This is a genomic window from Arthrobacter globiformis, assembly GCF_030817195.1.
Classification (GTDB): Bacteria; Actinomycetota; Actinomycetes; order Actinomycetales; family Micrococcaceae; genus Arthrobacter; species Arthrobacter globiformis_D.
The window spans coordinates 4,613,908-4,633,701 of the sequence record NZ_JAUSYZ010000001.1 but is presented as its reverse complement, the minus strand read 5'-3'; the positions used below and the strand labels follow the sequence as shown (position 1 = coordinate 4,633,701).

Here is a 19,794-nt window from a genome sequence, read left to right as displayed (position 1 = left end):
AGCCCGCCGAAACCAAGGTCTCGGCGGGCTTTACTGGTGCTGCCGGAATTGCGCCTTGCCCGGCAACGTGGTCGAGTAGATGCATGACTGAACAGCCGGAACCCGCAGACATCACGCCGCTGAACGACCTTGAGGAGAAGCTGGCCCGGGGCGGCCAGCCGGACGCAGACCCGGTGGACGTGATCCTGTCGTTCCTCAACAACGAGGTCTACATCATCAGTTCCGACGCGCTCGAGGGCGAGGACTCGCAGGTTGAGCCGCTGGTGCTGGGCAACGCGGACGGCCAGCCGGTTCTTGCCGTGTTCTCGCACCCGAGCCGGGTGGACACGCAGTACCTGGAGGCTGCGCCCAACGTTCTGGGCACGCAGGGCGCTGCGATCATCGCCAACATCGGCGATGAGCTGGGCATGGTCATCAACCCGGGCGCGGCCTACGGCTTTGAGATCAACCCCGAAGGCATTGCCAACATTAAGCGCGACTTCAAGCGCGCCGATGAAGTGGACCCCAACCCCGCCGGTCTCGAAGGCGAGTAACCCCACCGCCGTCAGCAAACAAAGGCCCGCAATGTAAGCGACGGGTTGCGTCCGCTGCGCCGGCGGGGGGAATAATGGCAGGATGCGGCTTGGCGTCCTCGACATCGGTTCAAACACTGTCCACCTCCTGCTGGTGGATGCCCACCCCGGCGCACGGCCTGTGCCCTTCGCCTCCCACAAGCGCCCCCTCTCACTGGTGCAATACCTGGATGCCGATGGCAACATCACCGACGCCGGCCAGCATGAGCTCACGGAGTTCGTGCTTGAGGCCTGGGAGTTCGCGGCGCGGCACAAGGCCGACGACCTGCTGGCCTTCTGTACGTCAGCCATTCGCGAGGCCACCAACGGGCCCGCGGTGCTCGCCCGGGTTAAGCACGAAACCACCGTCACGCTGCAGGAGCTCACGGGCAGCGAGGAAGCGTCCATGACGTTCTTCGCCGTCCGCCGCTGGTACGGCTGGGGCGCCGGCACCATCCTGAACTTTGACATTGGCGGCGGCTCCTTCGAAATGGCGCTGGGGCAGGACGAACTGCCGGAGCTTGCCACGTCCGTGCCGCTGGGTGCGAGCCGGCTGACCCGCGACTGGCTGCACGAGGATCCGCCCTCCGCGAAGAGCGTCAAGGAACTGCGCCGCTACATCCGGACCACCCTTAAGCCGGTGGTCCGCAGCTTCAACGAGGTGGGGAGGGCGAACGTCGTGGCCGGCACCTCCAAGACTTTCCGCTCCCTGGCGCGGATTGCCGGGGCAGCACCCAGCGCCGCGGGCCCGTACGTGAAGCGCGACCTGAACCGCGCGGACCTCGGCATCTGGGCACAGCGCATCTCTGCCATGAAGTCCGAGGACAGGCTGCACCTGCCGGGCGTCTCCGAGGCGCGTGCCAACCAGCTCCTCGCCGGTGCATTGGTAGCTGAAGCGGCCCTGGAGCTCTTTGAGTACAAGAAAATCAAGATTTGCCCGTGGGCGCTGCGCGAGGGCCTCATCCTCCGGCGGCTCGACCAGCTGGTCTTCGACGGCCCGCTGGAGCCGGCGCCGCACGTGGGCGTCCCGCAGGTCTCGGCTCTGCCGGCGATCTAGGGTCTTGTCTGCAGACTAGGTGTGGCATAGGGCTGCCCTCTGGGACCCGACCTTGAACGGGAAAGCGCCAGGCAGGCCTTAAACGAGTAAGCGCCGGCCGGTTACGCAGAAGAAGCTGGGGGGAACACTCCTGCAACCGACCGGCGCCACGCCAGCCCCGAAGGACCGGCTCCATCACTCGCACCTGTGAGGCGTCTACGACTCTAGCGGCGGAGTATGGGTGTTCTGGGGGTTTTTCCTGAAAATCGGCTGGGAATCCGTGGGCACCGGCCGGGAATTTAAAAGCAAAGACACCGACGGCCTGCTGCAGAAAAATGGGCAAAACCACTGCAGACCGTCGGTGCCTGACAAGCATCCCCATGCTTGCTTCATCACTCGCACCCTCAATGAGGTAATACCTAAGTTAGGGGCCGAAGGTGTGGGGATGCTTCGAGCAACATGTGAGCTTCCTGTGAATGGCACCGATCTGCATCCGAAGCCATGAACTGCAATGATGGAGCAATGAGCAACCGAATCGCATTCCTTGGCTGTGGATCAATGAACGAGGCCATTCTGGGCGGCCTGCTGGAGGGCGGCACGAATCCCACGGAGGTCGTGGCTACTGTCCGCCGCGCGGAGCGGGCAGCGGAGCTGGCTGAACGGCACGCCGGCATAATGGCGATCGCTGGCAGCGAAGAACCCGACAACAACAAGCAGGCGACGAAGGGCGCCGGCGTCGTGATTCTCGGCGTGAAGCCCGTGGGCATTGCCGAGTTGGCCCGGGAAATCAGTGGCTCCCTGTCTCCGGATGCGATCGTTATCAGCGTTGCAGCCGCCGTCTCCATCGCCCAGCTCGAAGCGGCCCTGCCCCCGGGGCAGCCGGTGATCCGCACGATGCCCAACACCCCGGCGAAGCTGGGCCGCGGCGTGGTCTCGGTGTCTCCCGGCACCAACTGCTCGCCTGAGCAGCTCCAGCGGGCGAAAGACATCCTCGGCGCGGTGGGGACCGTCGTCGAAATTCCCGAGGAGCAGGTGGACGCGCTGGGCGCCATCAGCGGCTCCGGTCCCGCGTACGCGTTCTACCTGGCCGAGGCGATGGCCGCGGCCGGCGTCGAACTCGGTCTGGACGAGGAGCTGGCGCTCCTGCTGGCACGCGAAACCGTCGCCGGAGCCGGTCTCATGCTGGCGGAACCGGGCGCCGAACCCTCGGCCCTGCGCAAAGCCGTGACCAGCCCCAACGGCACCACCGAACGCGCCATCGCCACGTTCGATGACCGCGGCATGCCGGCCATCATCGCCGCGGGCGCACGCGCCGCAGCCGACCGCGCCGCCGAGATCACCAAGCAGCTCGGCTAGGCACGCTCCTACCTCCCCTTCAGGATTGGAGTTTTTGTACAGATACCGCGGGCTATAGCCCCTTTCGGGCACGGCATCTGTACAAAAACTCCCGTTAGGGCCGGGCGGCGAACCGCTCCAGCAGGTCCACGTGTCCGGAGACGATCAGCATGTCGCGGGCGGACACCTTGGTTTCCGGCCGGGCGTAGGTGAAGTCCTCGCCCGGGGATTTCACACCCACGATCGTCACGCCGTATTTGGACCGCACCTTAGACTCGTCCAGCGTGAAACCGACCGTTTCACGCGGCGGATACATCTTCACGATCGCGAAGTCGTCGTCGAACTCGATGAAGTCCAGCATCCGCCCCGAGACGAGGTGCGCGGCGCGGACGCCGGCGTCGGCCTCGGGGTAGATGACGTGGTTGGCGCCGATGCGAGTCAGGATCTTGCCGTGGGACGGCGTGATGGCCTTGACCCACAGGTGCTCGATGCCGAGGTCCACCAGGTTCACGGTGATGAGCACAGAGGACTCAATGGACGTGCCCACCCCCACCACGGCTGAACTGAACTCCTGCGCGCCAAGCTGGCGCAGCGCGTCGATATTGGTGGCGTCGGCTTCCACTACGTGGGTCAGGACGGGTGACCACTTCTGGACCAGGGACCTGTCGCGCTCGATGGCCAGCACCTCGCGGCCCTGCTTCACCAGCTGCTCGGCGGTGGAGGAGCCGAAGCGGCCCAGCCCGATCACCAGGACCGGCGCGTTGTGGGCGGGGCGGTTGGGGGCGCCTGACGAATTAGCCAATGATGGGCCTCTCTTCCGGGTAGTGGTACAGCTGGCTGCGCTGGCGCAGGGCCAGGGCAGCGGCAAGCGTGACGGTGCCGACGCGGCCGGCGAACATCAGGGCGGACAGCACATACACGCCCTCCGGCGGCAGCTCGGCGCTGAGGTTTGTGCTCAGGCCGACGGTGGCGAAGGCGGAAATGGTTTCGAACAGCACCCGGTCCAGGGAGGCGCCGCTGATGTGCAGGAGCAGGAACGCCGAGGCGGACACCAGCGTGGCGCCGGCGACGATCACCGAGATGGCCACGCGCATGGTGCCTTCCGGGATGGTGCGGCCGTAGACCTTGACGTCCGCGTCGCCGCGGGCTTCGGCGATGATGGCCAGGAACATTACGGCGATGGTGGTGACCTTGATGCCGCCTGCCGTTGAGGCGGAGCCGCCGCCGGCGAACATCAGGGCGTCCGTGAGCAGCATGGTGGTGGATTCCATCTGGTTCTGGTCCACCAGGTTGAAACCGCCGGAGCGCGTCATGACAGAGGCGAACAGCGAGTGCGTGATCTTGTCACCGAGGTCCATGCCGCCGATGGTCCGGGCGTTGTCCCACTCCATGAGCGCCCACAGCACCGTTCCGGCCGCGAGCAGGATGAACGAGACCTGGATGGTGAGCTTTGTGTGCAGGTTCCATTTTTTCCAGTTGAGCCCGTTTTGCTGCAGGACCATGACGACCGGGAAGCCGAGGCTGCCCAGGAACACGCCGAGCATGAGCGGAATGAGGATCCAGAGGTCTGTTTCGTAGGGGACGATGCCGTCCGAGTGCGGAGTGAAGCCGGCGTTGTTGAAGGACGAGATCGAGTAGAAGACGCCGTGCCAGACAGACTGCCAGAACGGCTCGCCGAGGACCATGAAGCGCGGGATCAGGGCGATTGCGAGGCTGGCCTCGATAACCACGGAGGTGGTGATGACGATCCGGAGCAGCGTACCCACTTCACCGAGCCGGCCGGCGTTGTTCATGGCTTCCTGGGCGATGAGCTTGCCCCTGACGCCCAGCTTCTTGCTCACCATGAGGGCCAGCAGTGAAGCCAGCGTCAGCGTGCCGAGGCCGCCGACGAAAATGCCGACCAGGATGATCAGCTGTCCGAAGAAGGACCAGTGCACGGCGGTGGATACCACAGTCAGGCCCGTCACGCAGACAGCCGAGACCGCGGTGAAGAGTGCCTGGTGCAGCGGGGTGAAGTCGCCGCTTGCCGAAGATGCGGGCAGCGACAGCAGGGCGGTGAAGAGGACGATGACCACCACGAAGGCGCTCAGGGCAAGGCGGGCCGGCGACGTGTTGGCAATGTCATCGATGAAGTCACGGATGCCCGTGAATATCCACAGGCCCTCACGCTCCGGCGTCGCGGGTTGCCAGCTGGCCGGGCTCTTGGACCTCGACTGGCTTTGGGTCATGTGCGGCTGTTCCTCGATTGACTCTGCTTCCTCCAGTAGTAAACCACTAAACCCCGCGCCGTGGCCGGGCCCGGGAGAAGACGGGGCTCCGGTAGCCTGTCAGTAATGACACTCCAGTCCGGACTCAGCCTCCCCGCACTGCCAACGACGGTGGTGTGGGACGCCGCCATGACGGCTTACAACTTCGGCCCGGGCCACCCCATGGCGCCCGAACGCATGGACCTGACCGCCCGGTTGGCCAGGAGCCTGGGCCTGCTGGACCTTGCCCACGTCACGCTGGCCGCCCCGGACGTGGCCGACGACGGTGAGCTCACCACCGTGCACAGCCCCGACTTCGTGGCAGCGGTGCGCCGGGCCAGCGACAACCCTGCCGCCGCGGACGAGGCCTACGGGTTGGGTACCGAGGATGATCCCGCCTTTGCCGGGATGCACGAGGCCGCGGCGCGTTTGGCGGGCGGCTCCCTCCTCGCGGCCAGCTCGATTCTGGACGGTTCGGCGGTCCGGGCCGTGAACTTCGGCGGCGGACTGCACCATGCGTCCCGGAACCGCGCCAGCGGCTTTTGCGTCTACAACGATGCCGCCCTGGCGGTCCGGAAACTGCTCGACGGCGGCGTGCAGCGCGTGGCATATATCGACGTCGATGCCCACCACGGGGACGGGACGCAAAGCATCTTCTGGGACGACCCCCGCGTCCTCACCATTTCGCTGCACGAAACCGGCATGTCCCTGTTCCCGGGCACAGGCTTCGCCAATGAGATCGGCGGCCCCGAAGCTCTGGGCAGCGCCGTTAACGTGGCTCTGCCTGCGGGAACGGGAGACGCCGGCTGGCTGCGGGCCTTCCACGCCGTAGTCCCGCAGCTGGTGGGCGCCTTCGCGCCCGAGGTCATCGTCAGCCAGCACGGCTGCGACTCGCACCGGCTCGATCCCCTGACCCATCTCAACGTCAGCGTGGACGGACAGCGCGAGGCCGCCACCGCCGTCGCAAACCTTGCCGCCCGGTACTGCGGAAACCGCTGGATCGCCACGGGCGGCGGCGGGTACCACATCACGGGCGTCGTGCCGCGGACCTGGAGCCACCTGATCGGCATCGCAGCAAACCGCCCGGTGCCGCTGCGCACTCCCGTGCCGGAGGCGTGGCGGAGGTACGTGCAGGAGCGCTACGGTGTGGACACGCCAGAGAGCATGGGCGACGACGCCGACGTCTGGTGGCGCTCCTGGGAGGTGGGTTTCGATCCCAACGACGACATCGACCGGACCGTGATGGCCACGCGCAAGGAAGTCTTCCCGCTGTACGGCCTGGACCCCTGGTTCGACTAGCCCCTGGTTCGACTGGTTCCCTAGCTTCGGCGGTCCCTTCATGGGGACAACCACCGGCGAAATAGTAGATGCCATTCGGCGTATATGTCGCTAGGGTGGGTCACATGGTGACAGACGACGTATTTGCCGTCATTGCTGAGGCAACGCGACGAGACATTCTCGTGTCCCTCCAGGCGGGGGACAAAGCAGTGGGGGAGCTGGTCGAGGAACTCGCCGCCAGCCAGCCCACCATCTCCAAGCACCTCAAAGTGCTGCGTGAAGCGGACCTGGTCAGCATGCGAGCGCAGGGCCAGAAGCGCTACTACGCGCTCAATCCGAAACCGCTGGCCGGCGTGGCCAGCTGGCTGGAGACGTTCGACGTCGGACGCGCCGCTACCGCCGCGGCGTCACCGGACGCCGCAACCCACCAGGCCGAGGAAGCGCTGGCAGGTACTGCGCGTGCCGCTGCCGCGGCAACGGCCGGAACCCCGGCCGGAAGTCCAGTGCCCGCCGGAGCCCCGGCAGCCGGCCTGGCCGCAGCCGGCCAGGCCGCCGAGGTCCCGGACGCGTTTGCGGCAGCCACTGCGGCACGTGCGGGCAGCGCGGCTGACGACGCTACCCACGCTCCCGGGCGACCGGCCAGCGGCCAGCTGAGTCCCGCCGTCGTGGTTCCCGGCGGCCAGGTGCCCGGCGGCGCCGGCCAGGACGACACCGTCCCGCAGCAGATCGGCCGCACCGTGGGCCGCGCCGCGACGAAGGCCGCTGACCTGCTGGCGAACCTGCCCAAGTTCGGCCGCAAAAAGTAGACCCACCCAACAACTGTGTGGCAGTTGAGGGCGTTCTGAACGCTCAGAACGCCCTGTGCTGCGACACAGTTGGGCGGGAGGCAGCTACTTGCCGAGGATCCGCACGTGGTCCGGGGTCAGCTCGGAGATCCTGCTGACGCCGAGGAGCGCCATGGTGCGGGCCATGTCCTTTTCGAGGATCTGCAGGACGCGGTCGACGCCCGCCCGGCCGCCCGCCATTAGCCCGTACAGATAGGCGCGGCCGATGAGCGTGAAGTCGGCGCCCAGCGCCAGCGCGGCGACGATGTCCGCACCGCTCATGATGCCCGTGTCCAGCATGATCGCGGCATTGCTGTTGTCCGCCTTGAGCGCCTTGGAGACTGCCGGGAGCAGATGGAAGGGGATGGGTGCCCGGTCCAGCTGGCGGCCGCCGTGGTTGGAGAGCACGATGCCGTCGGCACCGTGGTCCACCACCTTGCGGGCGTCCTCCACGGTCTGGATTCCCTTGACCACGAGCTTGCCCTTCCAGGTTTCGCGCAGCCAGTCCAGGTCCTCGAAGGTGAGGGTGGGATCGAACATCGAGTTGATGAGGTCGGCCACCGTGCCCGTGTACCGTGAGAGCGAGGCGAAGGTGAGCGGCTCGTGGGTGAGGAAGTTGAACCACCAGGCCGGGCGGTAGGACGCGTCCAGGACGGTCTTCAGCGTCAGCGCCGGCGGGATGGTCATGCCGTTGCGGACATCGCGCAGCCGGGCCCCGGCGACGGCGGTGTCCACCGTGACCATCAGGGTGTCGTTCCCGGCCTTCGCCGCGCGCTCGATGAGTTCGAGGGAGCGGTCCCGGTCCGTCCAGAGGTACAGCTGGAACCAGTTCCTGCCGTTGGGTGCCGCCGCGGCCACGTCCTCGATCGAGGCGGTGCCCATGGTGGAGAGCGTGTAGGGGATGCCGGCGGCTTCGGCAGCCTGCGAGCCCGCATATTCGCCTTCGGACTGCATCATCCGCGTGAAGCCGGTGGGCGCGATGCCCACGGGAAGCCGGGAGGACTTGCCCAGAATGTCGGTGCTCAGGTCGATACTGGACACGTTCCGCAGGATGCCCGGGCGGAACTCGATGTCCAGGAACGCCTCGCGGGCACGCCGCAGGGTGATCTCGGCCTCCGCCGCGCCGTCGGTGTAGTCAAACGGGGCCTGGGGGGTGCGGCGCTTGGCGATGTCGCGCAGTTCCCAGACGGTGCTGGCGCGCTTGAGCCGGGCTTCCTTGCTGAACTCGGGCTTCTTGAACTGCATGAGCGGGGCGAGGTCCGAGTACTTCGGGATGCGGCGCTTCAGGGCGGCCGGAACTGCTGCAGCCGCGGCAGCGACGCCGGTGGCGGGCCGCGTGGCCGGAAGATCCGTCGCCTCCGGGGCCGGGGTGGTCTCGGGGTTGCTCGGCTGGATGGTGTGGGTCATGGCTTTCCTCCGTGGGCATGCCGGGATGCTGATGAGAAGCCTCCCCGCTGTGGTCTAACCACACTCTAAAGCATGTGGTCCAACCACATCAAGTACCATGGGCTCATGCGTACGCACCAACTTGTCCTGCGGTGGATCGAGGACCAGCTCTCGGGCGGCCAGCTCGCTGTCGGCGGCCGCCTCCCGGCCGAGCGGACCCTGGCCGAGCAGCTCGGCGTCTCCCGCACCTCCGTCCGCGAGGCCATCCGGGTCCTCGAGGCCATGGGCGTCGTCCGGGCGGGCGTGGGCTCCGGCCCGGAGGCCGGGACAGTGGTGATCTCGGACCCGACGGCGGCACTCGGCTCAGCGCTGCGGCTGCACGTGGCCACACAGCACCTGCCGGTGGAGGACGTGGTGGAAACGCGCGTGCTGCTCGAGTCCTGGGCGGCCGCCCGGGCCAGGCCGGACGCCCCCGAACTCGACCTCGCCGGTGCCCTGCTCGACGACATGGACGGCGGCCAGGCCGTCGATGACTTCCTGGCCCTGGACGTCCGCTTCCACCTGGCCCTGGCGGACGCCGCCGGCAACGCCGTGGTCAGCGCCATGATGGGGTCCCTGCGGGAGGCCATCCAGGGCTACGCGGGGCAGCTGACCGCGAACCTGCCGGACTGGTACGCAACAGCGGCGCGGCTCCGGGCGGAGCACCGGGAGATTCTGGCGGCCATCCGGAAGGACGACGGCGGCCGGGCGGCTGAGCTCGTTGCCGCCCACATCAGGGGGTACTACAAAGAAGCCGGGCTGGGCCCGAAGGATTCGGGCCCAGCCCGGCCGTAGCTCGCTTGGGGGCGGGTTTTGTACAGATAATGGCCTCAAGCAGGGGTTTAACTCGCGATATCTGTACAAAAACTCCAAGGAGGGTTAGCGGACCTCGACCTCCAGTGCCTGGAAGTCGTCCGCCGCATGCCGGCCAACCAGCAGACGGAACGAGCCGCGCTCAACCTGCCAGCCGCCGTCGTAATGGCCAAAGGCGCGGGCCGGGATCCTCACCTCAACCGTGCCCGTACCGCCCGCCGCCAGGTGTGTCCCGGCGTACCCGGCCAGCCAGCGGACAGGCCGCTCCACCGCCGAATCCTCGCGGGACAGGTACACCTGGACCACTTCACGGCCGGTGCGCGTGCCGGTGTTCCGGACGGGGACGTGCACCACGACGTCCTGGCCTGCCGTTACGGACTGCGGCGCGTGGGCGGTGCCGAGCTCGAACGTCGTGTAGCCAAGGCCGAAGCCAAACGGCAGCAGCGGAGCGGCGCCGCCCGCAGCCTGCTGCCTGAGCCAGGCGCGGTAGCCCACGTGGATGCCCTCGCTGTAGACCACCTTGCCGTCAACAGGCGTGGTGTTCAGCACGGGAACGTCCTCGAGTGCGGCCGGCCAGGTGGTGGGAAGCCGGCCGCCGGGTTCCGCCTTGCCAAGCAGGATGTCCGCCACCGCGGTGCCGAACTCCTGCCCGCCGAACCAGCCCAGCAGGACCGAGCCGACCCTGTCCAGCCACGGCATCAGCACCGGCGACCCGGCGTTGACCACCACGACCGTGCGCGGATTGACGGCGGCCACGGCCTCCACAAGCTCGTTCTGGTGGCCCGGCAGGTCAAGGTCCTTGCGGTCGAAGCCCTCGGATTCGATGGCGGCGTTGGTACCCACCACCACAACGGCGACGTCCGACGTCCGTGCCGCCTCAACCGCGGCCCGGATCTCGGCTTGGGGATCGGGGACGATGGCTTCCTCGCCGAGCAAGATGGCCGTCAGCGGAATCTCCTGCTGCTGCGGCAGCCGGTACAGGGCGTCGATGGCGAACCGCTGGCCGGCGATGGCCTCGAAGGCGCGAGTGGTCTGGGGCGGATCGAACAGGGCGGCGCCCAGGACATTGGTGTCGTCCTCCAGTTCGCCGTTGACGACCTCGGTGCCGTCGATGGAGACGGCAATGTGGCCCACCGTTCCGACGCCGAGGTGGCGGACGCCGCCGGTTTCCGCTGTCCACTCGGTCTGCATGCGGATGGCCGCCGTGCCCTCCGGAATGCCGACGCCGAACCAGATCAGGTGCGAGGCCAGCCGGTCCTCACCCGAGATCTCCGTTCCGTCGGCGGCCAGGAAGGTGACGCGCATGCCGGGCACGCCGCTGACCGGGTTGTGCAGGGCCCTGCGGGAGAACGGCTGCAGCCCCTCGGCCACCTTGGCGCCGCGGGCGTAGGTGACGGTGACGTCGTCGGGCAGCGCCTTGCGCAGGCCCTCCAGCGGCGAGACGTTGTACTTGGGCATGACGGTGGCGCTGCCGCCGCCCTGGGTGCGTGCTTCCTCGGCGTTGTGGCCGATGACGGCAACGCTGCCGAGTGCCTTGGCGTCGAGCGGGAGCAGGCCGTCCTCGTTGCGGACCAGCACGGCGCCGCGGACTGCCACCTCACGGGCCACCTCTGCGCCGTCGAGGTCCGCGGGGAAGGCGGTGACCGCGGCCTCGAATCCCGCGAGTGAGCCGACCCGGGCGGCGAGGCGCAGGATGCGGCTGACCTTTTCGAGGATGGCGTCCCGGCTGACGCGGCCGTCTTCGACTGCGGCGAGCAGCTTGGTGCCCCAATGGCCCACGGGGCCGGGCATCTCCAGGTCCTGGTGGGCGTTGGCGGCATCCACCGATCTGACCCCGGTCCAGTCGGAGACCACGGCGCCGTCGAAGCCCCACTCGGTGGACAGCGGGGTTTCCAGGAGCTTGTTCTCGCTGGCTGTGGTGCCGTTGATGGAGTTGTAGGAGCTCATGACCAGCCAGGCGCGGGCCTCGGTGATGGCGTCCTCGAACGCGGCGAGGTAGAGCTCGCGCAGGGGCCGTTCCTCGACGACGGAATCCGAGGTGAAGCGGTCGGTCTCGGCCTCGTTGGCGAGGTAGTGCTTGGGGGTGGCGCCCACACCCATGGACTGCACGCCGGAGACGTAGCCGGCGGCGAGGGTGGCGGTGAGGCGCGGGTCCTCACTCATGCATTCGAAGTGGCGGCCGCCCAGCGGTGAGCGGTGCAGGTTGATGGTGGGGCCGAGGACAGCGTGGACGCCCTTGCGGCGTGCCTCCTGGCCCAGCACCTGGCCGTAGCGGCGGGCGATGTCCACGCTCCAGGTGGCGGACAGGGCGGACGACGACGGCAGGGAGACTGAGTCGTGCCGTTCGTCGAAGTCTTCGCCGCGGACCCCGGCCGGGCCGTCGGACAGCACGATCCGGCTCAGGCCGATTTCCGGCAGGGCGTGGGTGGACCAGACGTCGGCGCCGGTCAGCAACGTGACCTGCTGTTCCAGGCTCAGGCTTGCGGCCAGTTCACGCAGGCGCGCCTCAGCATCCGCCGGCAGCAGCTCAGTATTACCCGCTTCCGCCGGGGCGGTCTTCTGTGCGGACAGGGTGGGGTTCATTTACTTGACTCCTTTGATGCGGGTGACGAGGACGGCGCCGATGATTCCGACGACGGCCCCCGCCGAGGAAGAGCGCCGGGTAGCCGCCCAGGGCGATGACGGGGAAGGCGACGGCGGGCACAAGGGACTGGGGGAGTGCCTGGGCGATGTTGAAGACGCCGAAGGTTTTGGCATTCTCGGCCTGGCTGCTGGGAAGGAGGTCGGCAATGAGGGCGACGTCCACGGCGCTGAAGCAGCCGAGTCCCAGTCCCAGGATGGCCTGGCCCACGAGGACCTGTCCCGTGTTGGAGCTGGTTGCTATGACAATCAGGCCGCCCATCATGATCAGTGCTGAGACGATGACCATGCCCTTGCGCTTGCCGATCCGGTCGCTGATCCAGCCGCCCGCGATGCTGGTGACCACGGTGCCGGCGGAGCTGACCAGGGTGGCCTGGAAGACCAGGGTGGTGACCTGGGTTTCCGCGACGTGGAGGTGATCGGCGAAGAAGTACGGCAGGTAGAGCAGTCCGGCGCAGTAGCCGGTGTAAACCATGAATTTGGTCAGCCAGGCCCAGCCAAGTCCGGGGTAGAGACGGGGATCGAAGTAGAAGGAGCCGAGAATCTCCCTGAGGTTCAGTGGCGCCGGCTTCTCGGTCAGGACACGGTCCTTGAACGTGAAGGCGAAGGCGATCGCCAGGAGCGTTCCCACGACACCCGGGACAACTGCCATCTGCAGTGCATTGTCGAACATCTGGGCGAAGAAGGCGGCGGCGACGAGTCCTATGGGCAATGTCATGCCGATCAGCCCGGACAGGCGGCCGCGTTCGGCCGGGGCGGCCTGGTCGGGAAGCGTCGCCACGAGGGCAGCCAGGGCGGCGTTGAAGCCGAGCTGCGCGACCACCCAGGCAACCAGCACCGTGCCGACGTTGGTCCCGGATCCCAGCAGGAAGAGTGAGGCCAATCCGACCAGGGAGCCGCCCACGATCCACGGCTTCCGCATGCCGAAGCGGGACGTGGTGCGGTCGCTCAGGCGTCCGAAGAACGGGTTGGCCAGCAGTGCGATGGCGGCCCCGACGCCGGCCACCAGGCTCAGTGCTCCGGCCCGGGTATCCGGGGTGGTGATCTGGGAGACCTTGATGGCGAGGACGACGAGGGCCGGTGCAAGCAGGGCCATCCACAAGCCGCCGCTGGCGATGGGCATGCCGATGACGTAGGCCCGCGGCGCCTTGACGGACAGTCCTGCGGTTGTGGAAAGCGCGGACGGAGCCGCGGTCTCCTGGGATAGGGATTCGATGGCCACATTGCCTCCTGACGAAAAGTGACCCACCGTTGGGCCTCCGGGAAAAGCGTAGCGCTAAAAACCTAGTATGACTAGGTTTTGCCAAAATTGACGGGTCGCCCGGTGGGCAGTCCCGGTGAAATAAACTGGCGAAATGTCTCCCTCCAAGCCCCGCGGGCAGTACGCCAAAGGCGCCGAACGCCGCGAGCAGATCATCCAGACCGCGACAGATGTCTTTGCCACCGAAGGGTTCGAGGGAACGGCCCTGAAGCGTGTGGCCGAGCTCGTGGGCGTCAAGGAGGCCACGCTCTTCCACTACTTCAGCGGCAAGCAGGAACTGCTGACGGCGGTGCTGGCCGAGCGCGACCGGCGCAGCCGCGACGTCGGGGGGTTGGCCGAGTTTGGGCTGCCCAACCTGGCGTCGGTGGCGGAGCGGAACGAGAAGGAGCCCGGCCTGACCACGCTCTACGCCGTCGCGTCGGCGACGGCCAACGATCCCGGGCACGCCTCCCACGGCTACTTCCAGGACAGGTACTCCCAATTGGTCGAGGAGCTGGCGCTCGACATCGGCCGGCGCCAGGACGCAGGGGAGGTCCGGTCCGACGTCGCTGCGGAGTCACTTGCCAGGCTGGTCATTGCCGCGTTCGACGGCCTTCAGCTGCAGTGGCTGTACGACAAGAAGGTGGACATGGCCGGCGGCCTGACCGAGCTCGTCGACGTGCTCCTGGTCCCGGCGAAGCCCTAACCCCGGCGGCCTAGTTGCCGGCGGGGCCCGTGCTTCCCCGGATCTCCAGGCGCGGCTGGAAGGTGGTCTCCTCGTCGGGTGCCTCGGCGTTGCGGATCAGGGCCCGCAGGCTGTGCCAGGCGCGCTCGCCCAGTTCCGTGATCGGCACCGCGGCGGTGGTGAGCGGCGGTGTGGTGTACCGGGCAAAGGGGATGTCGTCGAACCCCGTGAGGGAAATGTCCTCGGGAACGCGGACGCCGCGTTCGTGCAGTCCGCTGAGCAGCCCCATGGCAACGAGGTCGTTGAACGCGAGGACCCCGGTGGCCCCGCTGGCCAGCACCGCGTCCACCGCTTCATGGCCGGTCTCGAAGCTGGAGCCGCCCTCGAGCATCCGGAGGTCGACGCCGGGATGTGCGGCCCGGAACTTGTCCAGCCCTGCCATGCGTGCCCGGTTGGAGGCGCTTCGGGCAGGGCCGGCCAGGAATGCGATGCTGGTATGCCCCAAGCTCACCAGATGCTCCGCGAGCTCCTGCACGCCCTGGCTGTAGTCCACCTCAAGGCTTGGCACGCGGGTTTCCGTGGTGCTGCGGTTGATCAGGACCATCGGGTGCAGTGACGGCGCCAGCTCCTCGAGCTCGGCATCGCCCATGCGGGGGGCGCACAGCACCAGCCCGTCGCAGCGCCGCCGGGCTTCCCCGGCCAGGATCGCCTCCTCGCTGGAGACTTCCGAGGAGTCTGCGATGAGCACCCGGTAGCCGTCCTGGGCTGCGGCCATGCTCAGCCCGCGCAGGATGGCCTGGAACGTGGGGTTGGCGAGGTCGGGCACCACGATGCCGATGGTGTCGGTCTTGCCCAGCGCCAGGCTGCGGCCCACGGGATTCGGCTGGTAGTTCAGTTCCGCCGCCGCATCGCGCACGCGCTGGGCAATGGCGGGATCCACGGTGAAGTTCCCGTTCATCACGCGGGAAACGGTCGCGTGCGAGACGCCGGCCTTGAGTGCGACGTCCGCGATGCCGACGCGCCGGGTGCCGGTTCTCCTGCCCATGTGCTTCCTTCCCTGTCCGCTGCCACGGAACGCTACCACTGTCCGCTGCCGCGGCTCATTCGGCTTTTGCGAAAGATGGTTGACGCGCTCGCCGGTGTCTTGATACAAAGCTTATAACGTTTCGAGAAAACGCTTTCTCAGGATTCTTCCTTCATGTGGGCAGGGCGTCAAGCGGCCCGCCCACCGCCTTTGGAAAGGGGCCCACCCATGGTCAATGTCGACACCGCCCAGCACCCCCAACCCGATACTGCGGGACCAGTCGCGCGGTCCCGCATCGCCCTGATCGGCACCGGCGGCCGCGCGGAGATGTACATCCGCGCCATCCTTGGCCAGCACGCGGATGTGGCCGAGCTGGTGGCACTCTCGGACGCCAATCGCGGCCGCATGGAGTACTACCAGCGGCTCATCCAGGAACTCGGCGCGGAACGCCCGGCCGATTCGTTCGAACCTGGCAAGCTGACCGAATACATCGGGGCCAACGCGGTCGACCGCGTCATCGTCACCACCCCGGACTACACCCACGCCGACTACATCGTCGAGGCGCTGGAGGCGGGGGCCGACGTCGTCGTCGAAAAGCCCCTGACCATCGACGCCGAGGGCTGCCGCCGCATCACCTCGGCCGTTGCGGCCACGGGCCGCAACGTGGTGGTCACCTTCAATTACCGCTACTCGCCGCGGAACAGCGCGCTGAAGCAGGTCATCCAGGACGGCGTGATCGGCAAGGTCACATCCATCGACTTCAGCTGGGTCCTGGACACGGTCCACGGCGCCGATTACTTCCGCCGCTGGCACCGCGACAAGCAGAACTCCGGCGGCCTGCTCATTCATAAGGCCTCCCACCACTTCGACCTCGTGAACTGGTGGATCGACGACGTTCCCGAGCGGGTTTACGCCTCCGGCGGGCTGCGGTTCTACGGCGCCAAAAATGCCGCGGAGCGCGGCCTCGGTGCCCGGCCAGAGCGCGGCACCACAGGGGCCACAGAGGAAGGAACACGCGACCCCTTCGTCCTGGACCTCCGCGACGACGAGCGGCTGCGCGAGCTGTACTACGACAACGAGAAGTTCGACGGCTACCGCCGGGACCAGGACGTCTTCACCGAGGGCATCACCATCGAGGACAACCTGGCGCTGACGGTGGACTACGACGGCGGGCCCACGCTCAGCTACTCCCTGAACGCCCACAGCCCGTGGGAAGGCTACCGGGTGGCCGTCAACGGCACCGAAGGCCGGGCCGAGCTGGAGGTGGTGGAGCGGGCCGCCGTCGTCCACAGCACCGACAAGAAGACCGTGGTGGACCCGTCCGCCACGCCCGTGGAAGAGGACGACGCCGTACGCCGCAACGGTGAACGACTCGTGGTCCAGCGCCACTGGGAGCCTGCCTACGAGGTGCCCATCGTCAACGGCGAGGGCGGTCACGGCGGCGGCGACAACCTCCTGCTTTCCGACCTCTTCAACGGCCCGGGCGAGGACCCGCTGGGCCGCCCCTCCGGCTATCTGGACGGGCTGCGCTCCGTGTCCGTGGGCATCGCAGGCAATGCATCGCTGGAAACCCAACTCCCCGTCCGCATCAGCGAGTTCGGCCTGGGCGTGGAACTGCGCCGCGGCCGCGACTGAACGCAGCAGGAACAGGAAAACAACACCATGAGCAGAATTCTTGTCACCGGCGGCGCCGGACGCCTGGGGCGCAGCGTGGTCGCCGGCCTCAGCGAGGCGGGCCACGAAGTGATCTCGGCGGACCGGGACGCCGTCCCGGACGGCACGTTCCCGGCCGGCGTCGAACAGGAAACGGCGGACCTGCTGGTCCCCGGCGAGGCGTTCCGCCTCCTGGAACGCACGGCGCCCGACGCCGTCATCCACCTCGCTGCTATCGCCGTGCCTTTCAGTGCACCCGAGGATGTCATCTTCAGCACCAACACGCGCCTCGCCTTCTCGGTGCTCAGCGCGGCCACCGACCTCGGAATCGGGAAGATCATCACGGCCAGCAGCCCCACCGTCCTGGGCTACGGCTCGCCGGCCGGCTGGCTGCCGGAGTCCTTTCCGGTGGACGAGGCCACCACGCCCCGCCCCTGGAACGCCTATGCACTGTCCAAGCTGATTTCCGAACAGACGGTGCAGATGTTCGCCGCGGCCCAGGGGGACCGGATCCGCTACGCAGCGTTCCGACCCTGCTACGTCATCTCGCCGGAGGAGTGGGCGGGCGCCCCCACGCAGCAGGGGCACACCGTCCGCGAGCGGCTCGCCGACCCGGCACTGTCCGCGCCGGCGCTCTTCAATTATGTGGATGCCCGGGACGTGGCGGACTTCCTGGACGTGCTGCTGCGGAGCATGGACTCCATCCCCAACGGCGAGACGTTCTTCGTTGGGGCCGCGGATGCGCTGGCCACCGAACCGCTGGCCGCACTTCTGCCCCAGTTCGTGCCCGGCAGCGCCGGGCGCGCAGGCGGCCTCACCGGCACCAGCCCCGCCTTTTCCATCGCAAAAGCCAAGCGGCTGCTCGGCTGGGAACCCCAACGCACCTGGCGCACAGAACTCGCCCAAGCCGAGGAAACCCTGGTCGGTGCCAGCACAGGATCAGCCACACCCGGATCACAGGAGACCAAATGAAACTCGACGGCGTGCTTTTCTTTCCCGTCACCCCCTTCGGCGCCGACGGCGCAGTAGACGTTGAGGTCCTGAAGGAACACATCGCCTCCCGCCTTCCCCACCGCCCCGGTGCGGTGTTCCCGGCGTGCGGCACCGGCGAATTCCATGCCCTGAGCATCGATGAGGTGCGCACCGTGGTGGCGGCCGCCGTCGAAACCGTCAACGGCCAGGTGCCCGTCATCGCCGGTGCGGGCGGCCCCCTGGGCCACGCCCTCGCCGCGGCACGCGCCGCCGAGGAGGCGGGCGCCGACGCCCTGCTGGTCCTGCCGCCGTACCTGGTCTCCGGCCCAACCGACGGTGTGGTGGCCTACATCGAGGCGGTGGCCGGTGCGAGCAGCCTGCCGGTGATCGTGTACCACCGCGGCACGGCCAAGTGCACGGCCAAGGCCATTGCGCAGCTGGCCGGCAACCCCAAGGTGATTGGCTTCAAAGACGGCATCGGCGACGTCGGCCTGGCCCAGGAGATCGTCTCCGCCGTCCGGGCCAGCGGCCGGGAGGACTTCCTGCTCTTTAATGGCCTGCTGACCGCCGAACTGACGCAGGGCGCCTACCGGGGACTCGGCATCCCGCTCTACTCCTCGGCGGCCTTCGCCATGGCCCCGGAAATCGCCACCGCCTACTACGACGCCTACGCCAGCGGCGATGAGGACCGCCGGCAGGCCCTGCTCGACGGCTTCTACGCGCCCCTCGTGCGCCTGCGGGACCAGACACCGGGCTTCGGCGTCTCCCTGATCAAGGCCGGGCTGCGCCTCAACGGACTGGCCGTCGGCCCGGTCCGGCCCCCGCTGGTTGACCCCACCGAGGACCAGCTCGTGGAGCTCAAGGCAATCCTGGCCAAGGGCCACGAGCTGACCGGCCGCTGATGGCGGCCAAGATCACGGGGCTGCACACGCGCCTGATTACCGTGCCGCTGCGGCGTAACTGGGGTGCTGATGCACCCGAGAACCACATCATCGCCACCAGCCTATTTACGGACGACGGCGGCGCGGGGCACGGTTTCTCCTGGACGCCCACCATCGGGCCGCAGGCGGTTAAGGCACTCCTGGACCACGACATCGCGCCTTTTATCACCGGGCTGGACGCGAACCCGGAAGTGGTCTGGGACCAGCTCTGGAAACGGCTGCACGAGGCCGGCGGCGGGGGGCTCACCACCATCGCGATGGCCGGCGTCGACCTCGCCCTCTGGGACCTGGCGGCCCGTACCGCGGACGTGTCCGTGGCGGGGCTGCTGGGCCAGCGGCAGGAATCGGTGGAGGTCTACGGCTCCGGTGTGAACCTGCACTACTCCCTCGACGAACTCGTGGCGCAGACCGAACGGTGGGTCGCCGCAGGCCACCAGGCCGTGAAGATCAAGGTGGGCAAGCCGGACCTGGCCGAGGACGCCGAACGCGTGGCTGCCGTCCGCGCGGTGCTCGGCCCGGACCGCAGGCTCATGATCGACGCGAACCAGCGCTGGGACCTGCCCGCTGCGCTCCGGGCACTGGACGTGCTGGGCCAGTTCGGCCTGGACTGGCTGGAGGAACCCCTGCGCGCCGACGACCTCTCGGCCTACCGCCGCCTGCGGAAGCAGTCGCCGGTGCCTATCGCGCTGGGCGAGAACGTGCACACTATTTACCGTTTCCGGGACTTCATCGAGGCCGGGGCGGTGGACATCATCCAGCCCAACATCATCCGGGTGGGTGGCATCACGCCCTTCCGCCGCATCGTTGAGCTGGCTCGGGCCAACAGCGTCCGCGTAGCGCCGCACCTGCTGCCGGAGCTGTCCGGCCAGCTCGCCCTGACCCTCGCCGAGGCCGTCAGCGTGGAGGACGTGGAAGACGCTTCATTCGAGCAGCTGGGCATCCTGGCCGGCCAGTCGCCTGTCCGGATCCGCGACAGCCGCCTCTACGGGACGGGACTCCCGGGCCTGGGTTTCAGCTTCACCGCCGCGCTCCTGCCCGAGCCGCGGGACCGGAGCTTCGACCTGCCGGTGGACCCTGCGTTCCGGCTCTCGTAGGTTCCCGCCACCCAACTAGGTAGCAGCACAGGGCGTT

Annotated in this window: 17 protein-coding genes; 11 read left to right on the top strand and 6 right to left on the bottom strand. The window is 68.0% G+C overall.

Annotation, left to right across the window (positions count from 1 at the left end; translation table 11 throughout):
- Window positions 1–83: 83 nt before the first annotated feature.
- From QF036_RS21220 to proC, 3 genes are all read left to right on the top strand, one after another.
- The gene (locus QF036_RS21220) at window positions 84–533 is read left to right on the top strand and encodes an SseB family protein (RefSeq protein ID WP_003797808.1); all 450 of its coding nucleotides are present in this window, start codon (window positions 84–86) and stop codon (window positions 531–533) included.
- A gap of 82 nt (window positions 534–615) precedes the next feature.
- Window positions 616–1,608: a Ppx/GppA phosphatase family protein gene (locus tag QF036_RS21215; RefSeq protein WP_307105062.1), complete on the top strand. Its 993-nt coding sequence runs from the start codon at window positions 616–618 to the stop codon at window positions 1,606–1,608.
- A 501-nt stretch (window positions 1,609–2,109) separates the two neighbouring features.
- Entirely contained in the window at window positions 2,110–2,943 is an 834-nt protein-coding gene (gene proC, locus QF036_RS21210; RefSeq protein WP_307105061.1) for a pyrroline-5-carboxylate reductase, read from the top strand.
- Window positions 2,944–3,037: 94 nt separating this feature from the next.
- Here proC and QF036_RS21205 read toward each other — a convergent pair whose 3' ends face one another.
- Both QF036_RS21205 and QF036_RS21200 read right to left on the bottom strand, forming a co-directional pair.
- Window positions 3,038–3,724: a potassium channel family protein gene (locus QF036_RS21205; RefSeq protein WP_003797805.1), complete on the bottom strand. Its 687-nt coding sequence runs from the start codon at window positions 3,722–3,724 to the stop codon at window positions 3,038–3,040.
- Window positions 3,717–5,150, bottom strand: coding sequence for a TrkH family potassium uptake protein (locus tag QF036_RS21200; protein WP_307105060.1), 1,434 nt, complete (start codon window positions 5,148–5,150; stop codon window positions 3,717–3,719). Before QF036_RS21200 ends, QF036_RS21205 begins: the two co-directional genes overlap by 8 nt.
- Before the next feature lie 105 nt (window positions 5,151–5,255).
- On the opposite strand from QF036_RS21200, the gene QF036_RS21195 reads away from it, so the two are divergent.
- Together QF036_RS21195 and QF036_RS21190 are read left to right on the top strand one after the other, a co-directional pair.
- The gene (locus QF036_RS21195; RefSeq protein ID WP_307105059.1) at window positions 5,256–6,467 is read left to right on the top strand and encodes an acetoin utilization protein AcuC; all 1,212 of its coding nucleotides are present in this window, start codon (window positions 5,256–5,258) and stop codon (window positions 6,465–6,467) included.
- A 104-nt stretch (window positions 6,468–6,571) separates the two neighbouring features.
- A complete protein-coding gene (locus QF036_RS21190; RefSeq protein WP_307105057.1) occupies window positions 6,572–7,252 on the top strand; it encodes an ArsR/SmtB family transcription factor in 681 nt (226 codons plus the stop codon).
- 84 nt (window positions 7,253–7,336) lie between these two features.
- Here the strand turns inward: QF036_RS21190 and QF036_RS21185 are convergent, their stop codons facing one another.
- Window positions 7,337–8,677 carry an alpha-hydroxy acid oxidase gene (locus QF036_RS21185; protein ID WP_307105055.1) on the bottom strand — a complete coding sequence of 447 codons (1,341 nt, stop codon included), beginning with the start codon at window positions 8,675–8,677 and terminating at the stop codon, window positions 7,337–7,339.
- Between the two features lie 105 nt (window positions 8,678–8,782).
- On the opposite strand from QF036_RS21185, the gene QF036_RS21180 reads away from it, so the two are divergent.
- The gene (locus tag QF036_RS21180) at window positions 8,783–9,490 is read left to right on the top strand and encodes a FadR/GntR family transcriptional regulator (protein ID WP_307105053.1); all 708 of its coding nucleotides are present in this window, start codon (window positions 8,783–8,785) and stop codon (window positions 9,488–9,490) included.
- Between the two features lie 84 nt (window positions 9,491–9,574).
- Here QF036_RS21180 and QF036_RS21175 read toward each other — a convergent pair whose 3' ends face one another.
- Both QF036_RS21175 and QF036_RS21170 read right to left on the bottom strand, forming a co-directional pair.
- Window positions 9,575–12,091: a beta-glucosidase family protein gene (locus tag QF036_RS21175; RefSeq protein WP_307105051.1), complete on the bottom strand. Its 2,517-nt coding sequence runs from the start codon at window positions 12,089–12,091 to the stop codon at window positions 9,575–9,577.
- Window positions 12,042–13,370, bottom strand: coding sequence for an MFS transporter (locus QF036_RS21170; protein WP_307105050.1), 1,329 nt, complete (start codon window positions 13,368–13,370; stop codon window positions 12,042–12,044). Before QF036_RS21170 ends, QF036_RS21175 begins: the two co-directional genes overlap by 50 nt.
- A gap of 133 nt (window positions 13,371–13,503) precedes the next feature.
- Here QF036_RS21170 and QF036_RS21165 point away from each other — a divergent pair, with 133 nt between their 5' ends.
- Entirely contained in the window at window positions 13,504–14,094 is a 591-nt protein-coding gene (locus QF036_RS21165) for a TetR/AcrR family transcriptional regulator (protein WP_307105048.1), read from the top strand.
- A 10-nt stretch (window positions 14,095–14,104) separates the two neighbouring features.
- Here the strand turns inward: QF036_RS21165 and QF036_RS21160 are convergent, their stop codons facing one another.
- Window positions 14,105–15,118 (bottom strand): LacI family DNA-binding transcriptional regulator, encoded by a 1,014-nt coding sequence (locus QF036_RS21160; RefSeq protein WP_307105046.1) that lies wholly within the window; start codon window positions 15,116–15,118, stop codon window positions 14,105–14,107.
- A gap of 207 nt (window positions 15,119–15,325) precedes the next feature.
- On the opposite strand from QF036_RS21160, the gene QF036_RS21155 reads away from it, so the two are divergent.
- Genes QF036_RS21155 through QF036_RS21140 form a run of 4 tightly spaced genes read left to right on the top strand, consistent with a single transcriptional unit; the run spans window position 15,326 to window position 19,757 of the window.
- A complete protein-coding gene (locus QF036_RS21155) occupies window positions 15,326–16,732 on the top strand; it encodes a Gfo/Idh/MocA family protein (protein WP_307105044.1) in 1,407 nt (468 codons plus the stop codon).
- A 27-nt stretch (window positions 16,733–16,759) separates the two neighbouring features.
- A complete protein-coding gene (locus QF036_RS21150) occupies window positions 16,760–17,722 on the top strand; it encodes an NAD-dependent epimerase/dehydratase family protein (protein WP_307105042.1) in 963 nt (320 codons plus the stop codon).
- Window positions 17,719–18,624 carry a 5-dehydro-4-deoxyglucarate dehydratase gene (locus QF036_RS21145; protein ID WP_307105040.1) on the top strand — a complete coding sequence of 302 codons (906 nt, stop codon included), beginning with the start codon at window positions 17,719–17,721 and terminating at the stop codon, window positions 18,622–18,624. Before QF036_RS21150 ends, QF036_RS21145 begins: the two co-directional genes overlap by 4 nt.
- Complete coding sequence (locus QF036_RS21140; protein ID WP_307105038.1) at window positions 18,624–19,757, top strand: mandelate racemase/muconate lactonizing enzyme family protein; 1,134 nt, start codon at window positions 18,624–18,626, stop codon at window positions 19,755–19,757. The genes QF036_RS21145 and QF036_RS21140 overlap by 1 nt, the downstream gene beginning before the upstream one ends.
- Window positions 19,758–19,794 lie beyond the last annotated feature (37 nt).

Coding starts and splice junctions, on each gene's coding strand:
- QF036_RS21185 (WP_307105055.1), bottom strand. CDS start 8,677: ATGACCCACACCATCCAGCCGAGCAACCCCGAGACCACCCCGGCCCCG.
- proC (WP_307105061.1), top strand. CDS start 2,110: ATGAGCAACCGAATCGCATTCCTTGGCTGTGGATCAATGAACGAGGCC.
- QF036_RS21200 (WP_307105060.1), bottom strand. CDS start 5,150: ATGACCCAAAGCCAGTCGAGGTCCAAGAGCCCGGCCAGCTGGCAACCC.
- QF036_RS21150 (WP_307105042.1), top strand. CDS start 16,760: ATGAGCAGAATTCTTGTCACCGGCGGCGCCGGACGCCTGGGGCGCAGC.
- QF036_RS21220 (WP_003797808.1), top strand. CDS start 84: ATGACTGAACAGCCGGAACCCGCAGACATCACGCCGCTGAACGACCTT.
- QF036_RS21145 (WP_307105040.1), top strand. CDS start 17,719: ATGAAACTCGACGGCGTGCTTTTCTTTCCCGTCACCCCCTTCGGCGCC.
- QF036_RS21180 (WP_307105053.1), top strand. CDS start 8,783: ATGCGTACGCACCAACTTGTCCTGCGGTGGATCGAGGACCAGCTCTCG.
- QF036_RS21165 (WP_307105048.1), top strand. CDS start 13,504: ATGTCTCCCTCCAAGCCCCGCGGGCAGTACGCCAAAGGCGCCGAACGC.
- QF036_RS21195 (WP_307105059.1), top strand. CDS start 5,256: ATGACACTCCAGTCCGGACTCAGCCTCCCCGCACTGCCAACGACGGTG.
- QF036_RS21215 (WP_307105062.1), top strand. CDS start 616: ATGCGGCTTGGCGTCCTCGACATCGGTTCAAACACTGTCCACCTCCTG.
- QF036_RS21160 (WP_307105046.1), bottom strand. CDS start 15,118: ATGGGCAGGAGAACCGGCACCCGGCGCGTCGGCATCGCGGACGTCGCA.
- QF036_RS21175 (WP_307105051.1), bottom strand. CDS start 12,091: ATGAACCCCACCCTGTCCGCACAGAAGACCGCCCCGGCGGAAGCGGGT.
- QF036_RS21140 (WP_307105038.1), top strand. CDS start 18,624: ATGGCGGCCAAGATCACGGGGCTGCACACGCGCCTGATTACCGTGCCG.
- QF036_RS21155 (WP_307105044.1), top strand. CDS start 15,326: ATGGTCAATGTCGACACCGCCCAGCACCCCCAACCCGATACTGCGGGA.
- QF036_RS21190 (WP_307105057.1), top strand. CDS start 6,572: ATGGTGACAGACGACGTATTTGCCGTCATTGCTGAGGCAACGCGACGA.